Source organism: Herbaspirillum sp. WTB6 (assembly GCF_057457785.1).
In genome coordinates this window covers 1,969,090-1,983,649 of record NZ_CP176522.1, presented here as the reverse complement: position 1 = coordinate 1,983,649, position 14,560 = coordinate 1,969,090, and the positions used below count along the sequence as shown (strand labels likewise).

The following is a 14,560-nucleotide window of genomic DNA, read 5'->3' as shown; positions in this document are numbered from 1 at the left end:
GGAGGGAAATATGGAAACGGCGGCTCAGATCACGGTATCGTCGATCGCCGTTTGGTGCGGGCCTTCGGACCAGTGCGCCAGCACCGCCAGGATCGCCAGCGCCGAGCCGATCGGAATCGCCACGTAAACCCATGAAATCGAAATTTCCAGGCTCGGCATGGTTTGAAAGCGTACGCGCCACGTCATCTGGCCGCCGACCCAGGCCAGAAAGCCGAGAAACGTAACGCAGACGAGCAGAATCAGATGCTCCAGGCGGCGTTTGTTGCGCACGCCCAGAAAGCCGTGCAGCATGTCCACGCTCAGCATCGCGCCATGCCGGAATGCCAGCACGATCCCCAGCATCACGGTCCAGATCAGCGCCGAGCGGGTCCAGGCTTCGCTCCAGTCGGCGGGCGATTGCAGGATGAAGCGCGCGATCACTTGGTAGAAGCCGGCCGCTACCGCTGACAGCAGCAGCAACTGAGTCAGTAGCGAAACCACGCGAAACAGGCTACGGTCCAGCAAGCGGATGATGGCCACGGTCAGGTCCCAGGCAGGTGGTGGAGATCGGATGTCGGAGGGCGGCGCATCCGGGGATTGATCCGGCTGGCGCCGGCATCCCCGGGACGGCCATGCATGGCGCGCCGGCTGGCCTTACTTGGTATTGCGGATCGCTTCTACCAGATCCTTGCCGAACTGCTTGTAATATTGCGGGTAGACCGGCTCCACCGCCTTGACGAAGGCGGCATGGTCAACGCTATTGACCTGCATGCCCTGCTTCTTGACCTCCTCGACGCCGCTCTTTTCCACCGCATCGACATAGTTCCGCATCGCCGCCGCCGCCTGCTGGCCGGCGCTCTTGAACTTCGCCTTGTCGGCGGCCGACAGGCTGTCGTAGACATTCGGCGAGATCAGGATCAATGCCGGGCCGTACACATGCGCGGTCAGCGACAGATATTTCTGCATCTGCGGCAATTTGGCCGACACGATCACCGACATCGGGTTTTCCTGGCCGTCAATGGTGCCTTGCTGCAATGCCGTGGCCACTTCGGGCCAGGCCATCGGCGTCGCCAGCACGCCAAGCTGGCGGAACGCGGCGATATGGATCGGGTTCTCGGTGGTGCGGACCTTCAGGCCCTTCGCATCTTCCGGCTTGGCCACCGGCCGCACGTTATTGGTCAGTTGCCGGAAACCCTGTTCGCCCCAGGCCAGCGCCACCAGGCCGCGCTTGGGAAATTCGGCCAGCAGCTTCTGGCCGATCTCGCCGTCCAGCACCTTGCGCGCATGGCCCAGATCGCGGAACAGGAAGGGGATGTCGAACACGCCGGTTTTCGGCACGAAATTCAGGGTGGCGCCGGTCGAGACGATCGCCAGATCGATGGTGCCGAGCTGCAACCCCTCGATCACTTCGCGCTCGCCGCCGAGGGCGCTGTTCGGGAATTGCTGGATCTTGAAATTGCCGCCGGCGCTCGCCTCGATCGACTTGGAAAACGCCTCGCCGCCAGCGCCATAGTGCGAACTGGTCGACAGCGCGTAGGCCATTTTCAAGGTCTTGTCGGCATGCGCCGGCGCCGCGACGAAAAGGCCGGCCGAAGCCAGCGCCAGAATCACCCTGGAAAACGAAGTTTTACGCATATCGAAAGCCCGTCCGGTTGTGTGGAAAGCAACGATATTACTGCGCGCGCGTTTCAATTCCAAGAGTAATATTTCTTGGGGAAAACAAAAAAATTGCCGGCATATTGCCGTGAAGCCGACGCTGAACCCAGCTGCTGAAACGGGGGGGGGCAACCGGAGTGCTTTACATACTCCTGTTTAGATCAATTAAATCCGTTCACAAACGCTGGGTCATTACGGCATACCCTGCCGTTCAAATGAACGGGGGGGACCATATGGGTGCGCTGGCGGCGCCTCAGCCGCCCAGCGTCATCAGGCTGGCATTGCCGCCGGCCGCCGTGGTGTTGATGCACAGTGCCCGTTCCGCCACCAGCCGCCACAATGGGATCGGCGCGTCGGCAACGGTTTCGACCACCGTCACCAGTGCGCCGGGCCGGGCCGCCAGCCGCGCGCGCCACGCCGCGTCGGCGCCATGCTCGAGCAAGGCCAGCGCCAGCGGCGCCGCCTCCAGCGCGGCCTCGTCCAGCAAGTCGATGCGTTCGCGCACCGCAGCCGGGGCGCCGAGCGGAATCAGCGCCGCGCTGCGGGCGGCGACCGCGGCGCGGTTACCGCTGGCCAGCACCGCCGCCAACTGGTTCAGCATGGCATTGACGCTGGTCGCCGCGCACAGCACCAGCCCGCGCGGCGCGAACGACAGGGTATTGCGCTCGCCGGTCGGACCCGGCAACACCAGCGTGGTGCCAAGCAGCGTGCCGTGCGCGTATTGCTCGGCCAGCGCGGCGAAGCGCTGGTGGCCGTGAGTCTGGGCCCAGGTTAGCAGCGCATCAAGCGCCGGCGTCGGCGATTGCGCACCGCGCGGGCGGGCTGCGGCGTGGATGGTGTGGGCGCCGAGGCTGACCGTCGGCTGCCGCTGCAGCCGTTTCAGGTACAGCGGGCCGCCGGCTTTCGGGCCGGTGCCGGACTTGCCTTCGCCGCCGAATGGCTGCACCCCGACCACGGCGCCGACGATGTTGCGGTTGACGTAGATGTTGCCGACGTGCGCCTGGCTGCTGATGAAATCGATGCTTTCGTCGATGCGCGAATGAATCCCGAGCGTCAGGCCGTAGCCGCTGCCATTGATCTGTTCCACCAGTTGCGGCAACTGCTCGCGCCGATAGCGCAGCACATGCAGCACCGGGCCGAACACTTCCTGCTGCAGTTCCGCCAGCGACTCGATTTCGATCACGGTCGGCGCCACGAAGGTGCCGTGGCCGGCGCCATCCGGCAGCGGCAACTGGTACGGCGCGCGCCCGTTGTCGGCCATCTGTTCGATGTGGCGCAGCAGCTTTTGCTGCGCTTCGGCATCGATCACCGGGCCGATGTCGGTCGCCAGCCGGTCCGGATTGCCGACCACTAGCTCCCGCATCGCCCCTTTCAGCATTGTCAGCGTCTTGTCGGCGATGTCGGCCTGCAGGCACAGCACGCGCAAGGCCGAGCAGCGCTGGCCGGCGGAATCGAAGGCCGAGGTCAGCACGTCCTGCACCACCTGCTCCGGCAAGGCCGAGGAATCGACGATCAGCGCATTCTGGCCGCCGGTTTCGGCCACCAGCGGAATATCGCCGGATTCTGCCGCCGAGCGCTGTGCCAGCGTGCGGTTGATGATCTGCGCCACTTCGGTCGAGCCGGTAAAGATCACGCCCGCCACGCGGGCGTCGGCCACCAGCGCCGCGCCCACCGTCTCGCCGCGCCCCGGCAGGAATTGCAGCACCGCGCGCGGCACGCCGGCCTCGTGCAGCAATTGCACCGCGCGCTGCGCGATCAACGGCGTTTGCTCGGCCGGCTTGGCCAGCACCGCATTGCCGGCCGCCACCGCGGCACTCACCTGGCCGGTGAAGATCGCCAGCGGGAAGTTCCAGGGGCTGATGCAGGTCACCACGCCCAGCGCCGGCGCGTTCGCTTCCGGCAGGATCTGCGCCGCGTAGTAGCGCAGGAAATCGACCGCTTCGCGCACTTCGGCCAATGCGTTCGGCAGCGACTTGCCGGCTTCGCGCACCGCCAACGCCATCAGTTCGGCGCGATGCACTTCGAACAGGTCGGCGCCGCGCTGCAGGATGGTGGCGCGTTCGGCGGGCGGCTGTTGCTGCCAGCCGGGCGCTGCCTGTTGTGCCGCCTCCAGGGCTGCTTCCACCTCGTCGTCGCTGGCTTCGCGCACGCTGCCGACCACGTCGCGGCGGTCGGCCGGATTGTGCAGCGGCTGCGGGGAGCCGACCGGGGTCGACGCCGGTCCCGCGATCAGCGGCGCGGCCTGCCACTGGCGCTGGCCGAAGGCGGCGAATTCCGCGTTCAACAGGCGCAACTGGTCTTCGTTGCTGAAATCGAGTCCGGCCGAGTTTTTCCGTTCGGCGCCGTACAGGTCGGCCGCCAGCGGAATCTGCGGATGCGGGCTGATGCCCTGCTGTTGCACCAGCTCGAACGGGTCGGCGATCAGCGCCTCGATCGGCACCGTTTCATCGACAATCTGATTGACGAACGAGGAATTGGCGCCGTTTTCCAGCAGGCGCCGCACCAGGTAGGCCAAGAGCGTCTGGTGCGAGCCGACCGGGGCGTAGATGCGGCACGGCCGATCGAGGTTGGCGGCGCCCACCACCTGGTCGTACAGCGCTTCGCCCATGCCGTGCAGGCACTGGAATTCATAGTCGCCGATGCCGCGTGCCGCCGCCAGCGTGTAGATCGTGGCCAGGGTTTGCGCATTGTGGGTGGCGAATTGCGGATAGATGCGATCGGTCAGGCCGAGCAGCTTTTGCGCGCACACCAGGTAGGACACATCGGTATGCACCTTGCGCGTGTAGACCGGGTAGCCCGGCATGCCGCCTTCCTGCGCACGCTTGATCTCGCTGTCCCAGTAGGCACCCTTTACCAGCCGCAGCATGAACTTGCGGCCGCTTCTCTGCGCCAGGTCGGCCAGGTAGTCGATCACGAACGGGCAGCGCTTCTGGTAAGCCTGCACCACGAAGCCGATGCCGTCGAAGCCGGCCAGGGAAGGATCAAAAGCTAGTGCTTCCATCAGGTCCAGCGACAGCTCCAGCCGGTCGGCTTCCTCGGCGTCGATGTTGAGACCGATCTGGTACTGCTTGGCCAGCAGCAGCAATGCCTTCAGGCGCGGCAGCAGCTCGGCCAAAACGCGCGCGCGCTGGGCCCGGCTATAGCGCGGATGCAGTGCCGACAGCTTGACCGAGATGCCGGGGCCGTCCTGGATCCCGCGCCCATTCGAAGCGCGGCCGATGGCGTGGATCGCGTGTTCATAATCGGCGTAGTAGCGCGCCGCGTCTTCCGCGGTCAGCGCCGCCTCGCCCAGCATGTCGTACGAATAGCGGTAGCCGCGCTTTTCATTGTCGCGGCTGTTGGCCAGCGCTTCCTCGATGGTCTGGCCGGTGACGAACTGGTTGCCCAGCATGCGCATCGCCAGGTCGACGCCCTTGCGGATCAGCGGCTCGCCGCCCTTGGCGATCAGCTTGTTCAAGGCCGCGCCCAGCCCCTGCTCGCTGCTGGTGCCAACCAGCTTGCCGGTAATCAACAGGCCCCAGGTGGCGGCGTTGACGAACAGCGACGGCGATTCGCCCAGATGCTTACGCCAGTCGCCGCGGCTGATCTTGTCGGCGATCAGGCGGTCGGCGGTCTGGTGGTCGGGAATCCGCAACAGCGCCTCGGCCAGGCACATCAGCGCCACGCCCTCTTCCGACGACAGCGAAAATTCGTGCATCAGCGCATCGACGCCGGAGGCGCGGCTGCGTTTTTCGCGTACCGCCTGCACCAGCTTTTGCGCCAGCGTACGGGCGGCGCCGGTCTGCGCCGGGTCGCGCTGAAACTGGCTTTGCAGCCACCGCACCGCGTCTTGTTCGTCGCGCCGATAGGCGCCGGTGACGGCGGCGCGCGCCGGGCTGGCGGCGCGCTCCACTTCGTGGTCGAAGGCGGCGAATGGCACCTCGGGCGCGCCAGCGGGTCGCGGGCCTGACACGGATTTGGTACTCTGGCGGTGCGGGTCGGACATGGGAGTTTCTCGAAATGGATGATCCAGCGGGCGGGCTGAACGGGAAATCGGCGCAGATGCTTCTGATTTGCGGATATTTTGATTGTATCGACGAAGCGGATAGATTTATTCTGGTATTGCACCGCACTATCCAAATTTTGTTATAGGTGCGAAAATTTCGCCGAATAAAGTTTTCCGAGGGTGGCAATGCTCGACAAGATCAGCAAGAAAATTCTGGACGAACTGCAAACCGATGGCCGCATCAGCAATGTCGACTTGTCGGCGCGCGTCAACCTGTCGCCCGCCGCCTGCCTCGAGCGCGTGCGCAAGCTGCACGAAGCTGGCTACATCCTCGGTTATAGCGCGCAACTGAATCCGCATTTGCTGGACGTGTCGCTGCTGGTCTTTATCGAGGTGATCCTGGAACGCACCACGCCCGAAGTGTTCGATGCCTTCAAGCGCAGCGTGCAGACCATCCCGGAAATCCAGGAATGCCATCTGGTGGCGGGCGGTTTCGACTACCTAGTCAAGGCGCGGGTGAAGGACATGAACGCCTACCGCGAGTTTCTCGGCAAGTCGCTGCTGCAACTGAAAGGCGTGCGCGAAACGCATACCTATGCGGTGATGGAAGAAGTCAAAAGTACCACCAAGCTCGTGATCCGTTAGCTGCTGCCCATATACTCCAGGTGTTGCACCCTCATTCCGGGTGTATGGTAAATGTTTTTATAACATACTCCCGTGGTGACGCCGAACGCCGCCACCAAAACAAACGGCCCGCCAGTGGCGGGCCGTCGTCTCCGGCAAGCAGCACGGCAGCCGCCGTGCCAGCCATGTTGCATCGACCACTTACATCTTGATGCCTTTGAGGTCGGCGGTCAGGTAGCCGACCGCGGCGCCGAACTTGTCCTTGTAGTTGGCCTTGATCAGTGGATCGAGCTGGTCCTTGACCTTGCCATGGATGCCGCCCCAGTCGCCGGCGTGCTGGAAGTTGTTCATGATGTAGGTCCAGCCGTTGATTTCATCGACCGCGTGCAGGCCGGTCGATTCGCCGCCGGCCGGGATCGACATCACGCGGGCGAGCTGCTTGGTGTCGATGTTGTAGGCCCACAGGAAGTTGTTGACGTGCTGGCCGCTGTCCTCGCCGATGAACAGGGTGCGCATCTTCTCGGAGAATTTCAGGTTGTCCGGATTGGCGATCTTGTCCGGGTTGGCGGTGTTGCCCAGCGCATCGGCGGCGATGTCTTCGCCGGTGATCAGCGCCCTGGTGTCGACCGGCATCCAGTCGCTGTTGATGGCCGCGCCCTTGTCGTCCTTCTGGCCGCCCTTCAGATTGAGCGCCATCACGGCGCCGGCCTTCAGTTCCTTATTGACTGAAATGCCGTTGCCGGGCACGTTCGCCTTGTCGCCGGCGACCATGGACGCCTGGACGTTCTGCAGCGCCGAATAAGCCACCTTGTCCTTGACGTTGACGGTGGTGCCTTCCATCTTCGAGAAACCCATGCTGGCGCCGACATAGCCGGCGTAGCGGTGGGTTTCCAGGAACGCCGCGGCTTTTTCATTGATGACCTTGATCCACTCGGTCTTGCCGTTGGCGACCACCTTGCGATGCTCGGGGCTTGGCTGCGGCGTGGTGACGTCATCCTTGTAAGCCTGCACGTCCAGGATGTCGGTCGGTTTGATGCCGCCGTCTACCAGCGCGCGGATTTCGGCGCTGGTGGCGGCGCCGAGCTTGATCCAGGTCAGCGGTGCGGCGGCGGCGGCCGGGTCGATCGAGAAGCCGGCGCCGACCTTGGCCACGTACAGCGAACCGGACGACAAATCCTTTTCCTTATCGGCGACGAATACGAAATAGCCGGAGTTGGTGGCGTCGTCGCCCATGAACGCGGTGCGGTTGTCCGGCATCACCTGCACCAGCTCGTGCGAGATGCGGCCCATGCAATAGTGCTTCTTGATGCTGGCGCTGCCGTCGGCGTTGACGATCACTTCCGGCATGTGGCCGTAGTGGTAGGGATTGGCGGTGGCCGGATTGCCATACAGGTTCTGGCTGAAGTCGTTCATGAAGTTGCTGGCGCGTTCGGCGAAGGCGTCCGGCTCGTATTCTTCCGACGACAAATGCGTGCCCCAGGGCGACAGGCTGGCGCCGCAGGTGATCCACAGGCCGTTGACGCCGCTGGTGTCGACGTTGTGGTACTTCACCAGCGACAGGCGGCCGCTGTCCGGGTCCTGGTCGAGCGTGAGCACCGCGATCGGCGACGGCAGCTTGCCGTACATCTTGGTTTTGCCGTCCTGGGCATAGGTCGCGTATTCGAACTGCACCACCGCGAACACGGTATTGCCCTTGACGCCGTTCACCTTGGCGCCCTCGATCTTCAGCAGCGAAGTGCCGTCCGGCGAATCGCTGAAGTAATGGCGCTCCTTGCCGGCCACCGTGTTGTCCATGATCGGCTGGTTGTTGATGTCGTAATAGCCGCCTGCCAGGACCTTGCCGCCCTTGCCGTCGGCCACCAGGTCGCCGGTGATGAAGAACGGCTGGTAGGCCAGCTTGTAGCTCTGGGTCTTGCCGTCAGACAGCAGGATGTCGAGCGTCGAGTCGACCGTGGTGGTGGCCATCGCGCCGGGATTGGCGAGGCTGGGCGCCGCCATCGAGGAGAACTTGGCGGATACGAAGCCCGCCGCCGCCGGAGCGGCATCGCTGCCGCCGCCGCAAGCAGCCAGCAGCGAGCTGCTGCCCAGCGCGGCAACCGGCAACAGCGGTACGCCGGACAGGAATTTGAGGGCGCGGCGGCGCACGGGATCAAGGGCTTGGGTCATGTCGGTCTTTCTGCAGTAAGCGGACAAAAGGAAAGCAGGTGGCCCGCGCCTGCCGCGCGCCAGTTGGGCGGCGCGGTGCGCGCTGGGTGCCTGCATCCTAGTCAGCGTATGTGACCGAGGAGTGACTGCAAGATGTCAGGAAAATGACTGATGACGATGGCGTACCCGGCTCGAATACGAGCCGTCAATCGTCCGCCGGGACCTTGCTGTAGGGGTTGCTTTGCATGGCCGACATGTGCTCGCGCAGCCATTTGTGCGCCGGGCTGCGGGCGTCGCGCTCGTGCCACAGCATGTCGACGTTGACTTCCGGCATCGGGAACGGCAATTCCTTCGAAATCAGGGCATCGGTCATGCCGGTCGAGGCGATCAGATGGCGCGGCAGCACGGTGATCAGGTCGGAATTGGCGACCACGCGGCCCGCGGTGATGAACTGGTTGACGATCAAGAGGACCCGCCGCTCCCGGTTCAGTTCCAGCAGCGCCTTGTCCACCAGGCTCTGGGCGCGTCCCGAAGAGCTCACCATCAGGTGATTGGCGGCGCAATAATTGTCCAGCGTCAGCTCGACGCCGGCCAGCGGATGGTGCCTGCGCATCACGCACACGTACTGGCCGGTATATAGCCGTTCATGCCGGATCGGCGTGTTGCGCGAGGCTGCCAGTTGGGCCGCCACGCCCGGGAAAAATCCGATCGCCAGGTCGATCTCGCCGCCCAGCAGCATCGGTCGCGGATCGCGCGTCATCAAGGTCACCATGCGCACGCTCATGTGCGGCGCCTCGCGTTCGATCGAGCGCACCAGCGACGGCAGCCACAGCGCCGCGGTCGAATCGGCCATCGCCATGCGGAAGATTGCGTGGGTCTTCGAGACGTCGAAGGTCCCCGGCGTGATCGCGGCCTCCAGTTCCGACAAGGCGCGCCGTACCGTCGGCCACAGTTCTTCGGCGCGCGCCGTCGGCCGCATGCCATGCGCGGTGCGAATCATCAACTCGTCGCCCAGCGCGTCGCGCAGCCGGCGCAAGGCGTTCGACACCGCCGGCTGCGTCATCGCCAACAGGCTGGCGGCGCGCGTCAGATTTTGCTCGGTCATCACCGCGTCGAATACGCGCAGCAGATTCAAATCGAGATTCACAAAGCTCATGGAGGGGGCCTATCGGGTCGGCGTTGCCGGTCAAAAGTGATATTCATAAAAAGCATAATAGGTATGGTGCAACAAAATTGGATATCTCGCATGGAAAGCCTATACTGCACTGCAACAAAACAGCTTTTTCGAGAGGGAAATATCATGTCCAACTTCGCTTACGCTGCCGCCAACCATGCTGCCAATAACGTCGTTCGCGGCCACCAAATTACCACCCTGCAAGCCTATGCCGACAACTTGGGGTACGCCGCCCGCCTGTTGCTGGGCGCCCTGTTGGCGCGCAAACCGGCACAGGTGGAACGGCAATTGAGCCGGCGTCAGAAGCTGCGCGCGGTACTGGCGTTGAACGACATGGCGCGCGACGTGGAAGGTTCGATGCCGAACCTTGCCGCCGAATTGCGTTACTTGGCGGCAAACCGCTGAAGCAAGCCAAAGCCACTCGTGTGGCATTGCAGCATAAATAGTCGTCAACCAGGAAAATATCATGTCCATCTGGGCTCTCGCGTTTCCCGTGGAAGCAGCACTGCCGCTGGCGGAAACTGCGGTTGTCACCGCCGCCCGCTTTTCGCGGCCGTTGCTCGGCTTGGGCGCGACCGCCGGCTTGCTGGTGCTGTTCAAGCCCCTGCTGATCGGACTTTTGCAGGCGGCTATCCTGGTACTGCGCCCGCGCCAAAGCCTGGCACAGCGCAGCGCCGCGCAGAAATTGCGCGACATGCTGCTGCTCAACGGTTTGGCGCGGCATGTTGAACAATCGCAGCCGAACCAGGCCGCCGAATTGCGCGCGCTGGCTTCGCGCGACTGACACTGCAGCATCTACCGGCAGGAGAATTTTTATCATGCTGAACGCTTATAACCCGCCGATCGCCGTCGTTCCCGGCTGCGTTGCCCCGAAACTGAGCCCGCAGGAAGCGGTTCGCCGGAACGGGTGGTCGCTGGCGCATGAAACAATCCGCGGCCTTGCCCTGAATGACATTGCAGCCGTCTCGGCGCGTGCCACTGCTGTCAACGGCCTGGCGCCGCGGCGCAAGCCGCACGGCGATCCGATCCGCCGCTGACGCGTAACCGTGTCTCCTCCTCCCTCCCAAGGAAGGATTTAGCCCCGCCCGGTACAGCCCCGGCGGGGTTTTTTTTGGCGGCGTGTCGCGGGCAAGGTCGTGCTGTGACGAAGGGCAAGCGCGGCCGGATCAGCGTTGCCGCGGCGGCGCAAACGATTTGACCGGTCGCGACGACCTGTCAGACCCTTGCCAGGCGCGGTGATTTCGGCTTGGGCCACAGGCCGGGCATCTCGGGCGCGCCCTCGTCTGCCGGCAATCGGGCGGCGCCATCTTCTGCGGAAAAGGTATGGGACAACAAATAATTGATCAGTAGCCGGACGCGCGAAGGCATGAAGCGGTTGCGCGCATACACGATGTTGAGCGCCGCCGAATCCGCGCTGTGCCATTCCTTGAAGAGCGGTACCAGGCGGTGCGTCCAGCCGGTTTCGAGCAAGTCGCAGGCCGGGACGTGGATCACGCCCAGCCCCAGCAGTGCCGCCTGGATCAGGATCTCGGCGCTGTTGCTGCAAAGAGGGCCTGCAGGTTCGATTACGGCCTCCTGCCCGCTGCGGCAAAACCGCCATGGCCGGCCTGCGAACGACAGGCAAAGGTTTTCCTGAAGCGTCAGCGGCGAGAGCGGGGTACCGGCCTCGTTTTCCAGCCGTTCGATCAGGCCTGCGCTGGCCACCGTCACCATCGGCATTTCCGCGAAGCGCCGCGCGACCAGCGCATTGCTGTTTTCCAGCGGTGCCATGCGCAGCGCGAAATCGAACCAGCCATCGAGCAGATCGACCTTTTGGCCCGACAGGTCGACCTCGATGCGCACCCTGGGGTGCGCGGCGCAGAAATTTGCCAGTTGCGGCAACACCTGGCGCACGACGAACGCGCCGGCCATGCTGAATCGGATCGAGCCTTCGAGCGACTCGGTCGCCGCCAGCACGCCATCCTGTATCCGCTCCAGTTCTTCGAGCAACGGCAGGCTCCGGCTCGCCAGCTGTTCGCCGGCCACGGTCGGCCTTACCCGCCGAGTGGTGCGGGCAAACAGCTTCGTTCCCAGCCGTGTCTCCAGCCCTGCCACGTGACGGCTGACATGCGCGACCGAAGCACCGAGCTTGCGCGCCGCGCTGGAAAACGATCCGGTTTCGATCACCGCCATGAATTCGATCAAGCCCTCGAACCGGTTCATTGTTTCATTTTCGAAATAGTCTTTTTTGGGTCGGCCGATTATGCGGGTTATGGAAACGCTTGATAAGCCATCTATTTTTCCATTTTAGTAATAGTTTTTTGCAAATCCGATGGGTTCCGGGAGTAGATGAAACGGTCTACATTATGACCATTGCTTTCTGGAAATTTTACCTGTCCATTCGCGCCGCCCGCTGTAGTAGGCACTGTTCTGTTTCGGCACCAAATGGCGAAGTTTGCAGGATTTCCTGAATGCACAGGCCCGGCGACGCAATCCGCCCGGTGCGTCGCTGGCATGCTCATACCGAAAATGGGGGACGGGAAATGGACAATCAGCAGCGGTGCGAAGGAATCGAAGCGCTGGCATTCAGGCTGGGCGGGGAAGAGTACGGCGTCAACATCCTGAAGGTGCAGGAAATTCGCGGTTATGACGCCGTCACCCGCATCGCCAATGCGCCCGACTTCATCAAGGGCGTGGTCAATCTGCGTGGCAGCATCGTGCCGATCATCGACATGCGCATCAAGTTCAATCTGGGCCAGCCAGCCTATGACCAGCTCACGGTCGTCATCGTGCTCAATATCGGTGGACGGGTGGTCGGCATGGTGGTCGACAGCGTCTCGGACGTGATTACCCTGACGCCGGAGCAGATCAAGCCGGCACCGGAAATGGGCACCGTCGTCGATACCGGCTACCTGATCGGCCTCGGAACGCTCGATCAGCGGATGGTGATCCTGGTCGATATCGACCGCCTGATGTCCAGCAAAGAAATCGGCCTGATCGACAAGCTGGCCGCTTGAGCCGGCCTGCCAATACACGGCCGCACCCGGCCATCAAACACTCTTTTCAGGAGCAGACCCGTGAACTGGTTACATGACATGCGACTCGCCACCAAGCTGGCGCTTTCCTTCGCCGCCGTACTCGTATTGACCTTGATCCTCGGTGTTTTCTCGATCATCCAGTTGGCGAAGGTCAATGCCAGCTCGACCGATATCGCCGACAACTGGATGCCGGCCTCGCGCGCGGCGCTGGAAATGAAGGCCAGCCTGGCGCGCTACCGGTCGCAGACGCTGCAGCATATCCTATCCACCGAAGAGGCCGAAATGGCCAGATACGAAAGCCGGCGGAACGAAGCGGCGGCTACCTTGGCCAAAAACCAGGAAATCTATTCCAAGCTGATTTCCAGCTCCGAAGAAAAAGCTCTTAACGATGAATTCGTCAAGCTGTGGGGGCAGTACACCGCCGACGGCAACAAGATCATCGCACTGTCCCGCGAAAACAAGAACGAGGAAGCGCGGGCCGCGATTCGCGGCGAGTCGTCGCAGCTGAATGACGCACTTATTGAACGCATCGATAAAATGGCTCAGATCAATGTGAACGGCGGCATCCAGGCATCGGAGGCGGGCGATACACTGTACGAGACGGCGCGCAGCTTGATCATCGGGCTGCTGCTCGCCGCCCTGGCGCTGGGCATCGTCGCCGCCTTCCTGATGACGCGCTGGCTGATGAAGCAACTGGGCGGCGAACCGAACTACGCGGCGGGGATAGCGGGCAAGATTGCGGCGGGCGACCTGACGGTGGCAGTCAACACCAAAGCCAACGACCGGAGCAGCCTGTTGTTCGCGATGAAAAGCATGCGCGACAGCCTGGCGAAAGTGGTGGGTGAAGTACGCAGCGGCACCGACACCATCGCCACCGCCTCGGGGCAGATCGCGGCCGGCAACCAGGACTTGTCGTCGCGCACCGAAGAGCAAGCCAGCTCGCTGGAAGAAACCGCCTCCTCGATGGAAGAACTGACCTCGACCGTCAAGCAAAACGCCGACAACGCGCGCCAGGCCAACCAACTGGCAGTCTCGGCCTCGGAAGTGGCCAGCCGCGGGGGCACGGTGGTCTCGCAAGTGGTGCAGACGATGGGCTCGATCAACGCCTCGTCGAAAAAGATCGTCGACATCATCGGCGTCATCGACGGCATCGCCTTCCAGACCAACATCCTGGCGTTGAACGCGGCGGTGGAAGCGGCGCGCGCCGGCGAACAGGGAAGAGGATTCGCGGTGGTGGCTGCCGAAGTCAGGAACCTGGCGCAGCGCAGTGCAGCCGCGGCCAAGGAAATCAAGACCCTGATCGACGACTCGGTCGACAAGGTCGACTCGGGAGCCAAGCTGGTGGACGAAGCGGGCGCCACGATGCAGGAAATCGTCGACAGCATCCAGCGGGTCACCGACATCATGAGCGAAATCACCGCAGCCAGTGCGGAGCAGACCTCGGGGATCGAACAGATCAACCAGGCAATCACGCAAATGGACCAGGTCACGCAGCAAAACGCGGCGCTGGTGGAAGAAGCGGCGGCGGCCTCGGAAGCGATGCAGGAACAGGCTGGCAAGCTGGCGCAGGTAGTGGCGGTGTTCCGGCTGGATGGGGCGCAAATGCAGGCGCCGGCGACTGCCGGCGCGCGCGTCGTGTCCGAGCCGAAGAAATCGCAAATGAAGAAGGCTGCTGCTGCTTCCGCGCTGCCGCCCGCACCGCCACGCCGGCTGGCTGCGGTGGCGCCGGTGGCGAAGGGTCAGGAGTGGGAAGAGTTTTAGGTCGCCTCCGGCCTGACGGCGGCGTTCATATCGGGCCTTGTCCGGGGCGCACCGACTGGATGGCGGTGCGCCTTTTCTGCAGCTTGCGGATTCAGGATACACTGGCCCGATTTTTCAACAGGTAAGAGCAACCCATCGCCAGCCCGTTGGCGCTTCCCTCCCGGTGCTGGCACTGCCGCCGGCGCCTGAATTACCCCTCGCTTGCGGTGCGCGACCGAA

The 14,560-nt window shown here is 63.5% G+C and carries 12 protein-coding genes; 6 read left to right on the top strand and 6 right to left on the bottom strand.

Annotated elements, in window-relative coordinates:
* Nucleotides 1-24: 24 nt before the first annotated feature.
* The 3 genes from ACK2VC_RS09225 to putA all read right to left on the bottom strand — a co-directional run bounded on the left by ACK2VC_RS09225 (nucleotide 25) and on the right by putA (nucleotide 5,620).
* A complete protein-coding gene (locus ACK2VC_RS09225) occupies nucleotides 25-510 on the bottom strand; it encodes a TRAP transporter small permease (protein ID WP_486733208.1) in 486 nt (161 codons plus the stop codon).
* Between the two features lie 123 nt (nucleotides 511-633).
* On the bottom strand, nucleotides 634-1,614 hold the full coding sequence (locus ACK2VC_RS09220) for a TRAP transporter substrate-binding protein (RefSeq protein WP_486730045.1): 981 nt from the start codon (nucleotides 1,612-1,614) through the stop codon (nucleotides 634-636).
* Nucleotides 1,615-1,888: 274 nt separating this feature from the next.
* Nucleotides 1,889-5,620, bottom strand: a complete 3,732-nt coding sequence (putA, locus tag ACK2VC_RS09215) for a trifunctional transcriptional regulator/proline dehydrogenase/L-glutamate gamma-semialdehyde dehydrogenase (RefSeq protein WP_486730044.1) — start codon at nucleotides 5,618-5,620, stop codon at nucleotides 1,889-1,891.
* Between the two features lie 186 nt (nucleotides 5,621-5,806).
* Between putA and ACK2VC_RS09210 the strand changes: the two genes are divergently transcribed.
* Nucleotides 5,807-6,265, top strand: coding sequence for an Lrp/AsnC ligand binding domain-containing protein (locus ACK2VC_RS09210; RefSeq protein WP_486730043.1), 459 nt, complete (start codon nucleotides 5,807-5,809; stop codon nucleotides 6,263-6,265).
* A gap of 180 nt (nucleotides 6,266-6,445) precedes the next feature.
* Here the strand turns inward: ACK2VC_RS09210 and ACK2VC_RS09205 are convergent, their stop codons facing one another.
* Nucleotides 6,446-8,410 (bottom strand): PhoX family protein, encoded by a 1,965-nt coding sequence (locus ACK2VC_RS09205; RefSeq protein ID WP_486730042.1) that lies wholly within the window; start codon nucleotides 8,408-8,410, stop codon nucleotides 6,446-6,448.
* A gap of 184 nt (nucleotides 8,411-8,594) precedes the next feature.
* Nucleotides 8,595-9,545: a LysR family transcriptional regulator gene (locus tag ACK2VC_RS09200; RefSeq protein WP_486730041.1), complete on the bottom strand. Its 951-nt coding sequence runs from the start codon at nucleotides 9,543-9,545 to the stop codon at nucleotides 8,595-8,597.
* Nucleotides 9,546-9,689: 144 nt separating this feature from the next.
* Between ACK2VC_RS09200 and ACK2VC_RS09195 the strand changes: the two genes are divergently transcribed.
* The 3 genes from ACK2VC_RS09195 (at nucleotide 9,690) to ACK2VC_RS09185 (ending at nucleotide 10,600) form a co-directional block, all read left to right on the top strand.
* Entirely contained in the window at nucleotides 9,690-9,968 is a 279-nt protein-coding gene (locus ACK2VC_RS09195) for a hypothetical protein (RefSeq protein WP_486730040.1), read from the top strand.
* Nucleotides 9,969-10,029: 61 nt separating this feature from the next.
* Nucleotides 10,030-10,347, top strand: coding sequence for a hypothetical protein (locus ACK2VC_RS09190; protein WP_486730039.1), 318 nt, complete (start codon nucleotides 10,030-10,032; stop codon nucleotides 10,345-10,347).
* 34 nt (nucleotides 10,348-10,381) lie between these two features.
* On the top strand, nucleotides 10,382-10,600 hold the full coding sequence (locus ACK2VC_RS09185; protein WP_486730038.1) for a hypothetical protein: 219 nt from the start codon (nucleotides 10,382-10,384) through the stop codon (nucleotides 10,598-10,600).
* A 178-nt stretch (nucleotides 10,601-10,778) separates the two neighbouring features.
* Here ACK2VC_RS09185 and ACK2VC_RS09180 read toward each other — a convergent pair whose 3' ends face one another.
* The gene (locus ACK2VC_RS09180; protein ID WP_486730037.1) at nucleotides 10,779-11,765 is read right to left on the bottom strand and encodes a LysR family transcriptional regulator; all 987 of its coding nucleotides are present in this window, start codon (nucleotides 11,763-11,765) and stop codon (nucleotides 10,779-10,781) included.
* A gap of 320 nt (nucleotides 11,766-12,085) precedes the next feature.
* On the opposite strand from ACK2VC_RS09180, the gene ACK2VC_RS09175 reads away from it, so the two are divergent.
* Together ACK2VC_RS09175 and ACK2VC_RS09170 are read left to right on the top strand one after the other, a co-directional pair.
* Nucleotides 12,086-12,559, top strand: a complete 474-nt coding sequence (locus tag ACK2VC_RS09175; protein ID WP_486730035.1) for a chemotaxis protein CheW — start codon at nucleotides 12,086-12,088, stop codon at nucleotides 12,557-12,559.
* A gap of 60 nt (nucleotides 12,560-12,619) precedes the next feature.
* Nucleotides 12,620-14,341: a methyl-accepting chemotaxis protein gene (locus tag ACK2VC_RS09170; RefSeq protein WP_486730034.1), complete on the top strand. Its 1,722-nt coding sequence runs from the start codon at nucleotides 12,620-12,622 to the stop codon at nucleotides 14,339-14,341.
* Nucleotides 14,342-14,560: the final 219 nt, after the last annotated feature.

Excerpts from the sequence above, each read along its gene's own strand:
- ACK2VC_RS09220 (WP_486730045.1), bottom strand. The coding sequence starts at position 1,614 with ATGCGTAAAACTTCGTTTTCCAGGGTGATTCTGGCGCTGGCTTCGGCC.
- ACK2VC_RS09205 (WP_486730042.1), bottom strand. The coding sequence starts at position 8,410 with ATGACCCAAGCCCTTGATCCCGTGCGCCGCCGCGCCCTCAAATTCCTG.
- putA (WP_486730044.1), bottom strand. The coding sequence starts at position 5,620 with ATGTCCGACCCGCACCGCCAGAGTACCAAATCCGTGTCAGGCCCGCGA.
- ACK2VC_RS09180 (WP_486730037.1), bottom strand. The coding sequence starts at position 11,765 with ATGAACCGGTTCGAGGGCTTGATCGAATTCATGGCGGTGATCGAAACC.
- ACK2VC_RS09195 (WP_486730040.1), top strand. The coding sequence starts at position 9,690 with ATGTCCAACTTCGCTTACGCTGCCGCCAACCATGCTGCCAATAACGTC.
- ACK2VC_RS09210 (WP_486730043.1), top strand. The coding sequence starts at position 5,807 with ATGCTCGACAAGATCAGCAAGAAAATTCTGGACGAACTGCAAACCGAT.
- ACK2VC_RS09200 (WP_486730041.1), bottom strand. The coding sequence starts at position 9,545 with ATGAGCTTTGTGAATCTCGATTTGAATCTGCTGCGCGTATTCGACGCG.
- ACK2VC_RS09175 (WP_486730035.1), top strand. The coding sequence starts at position 12,086 with ATGGACAATCAGCAGCGGTGCGAAGGAATCGAAGCGCTGGCATTCAGG.
- ACK2VC_RS09190 (WP_486730039.1), top strand. The coding sequence starts at position 10,030 with ATGTCCATCTGGGCTCTCGCGTTTCCCGTGGAAGCAGCACTGCCGCTG.
- ACK2VC_RS09185 (WP_486730038.1), top strand. The coding sequence starts at position 10,382 with ATGCTGAACGCTTATAACCCGCCGATCGCCGTCGTTCCCGGCTGCGTT.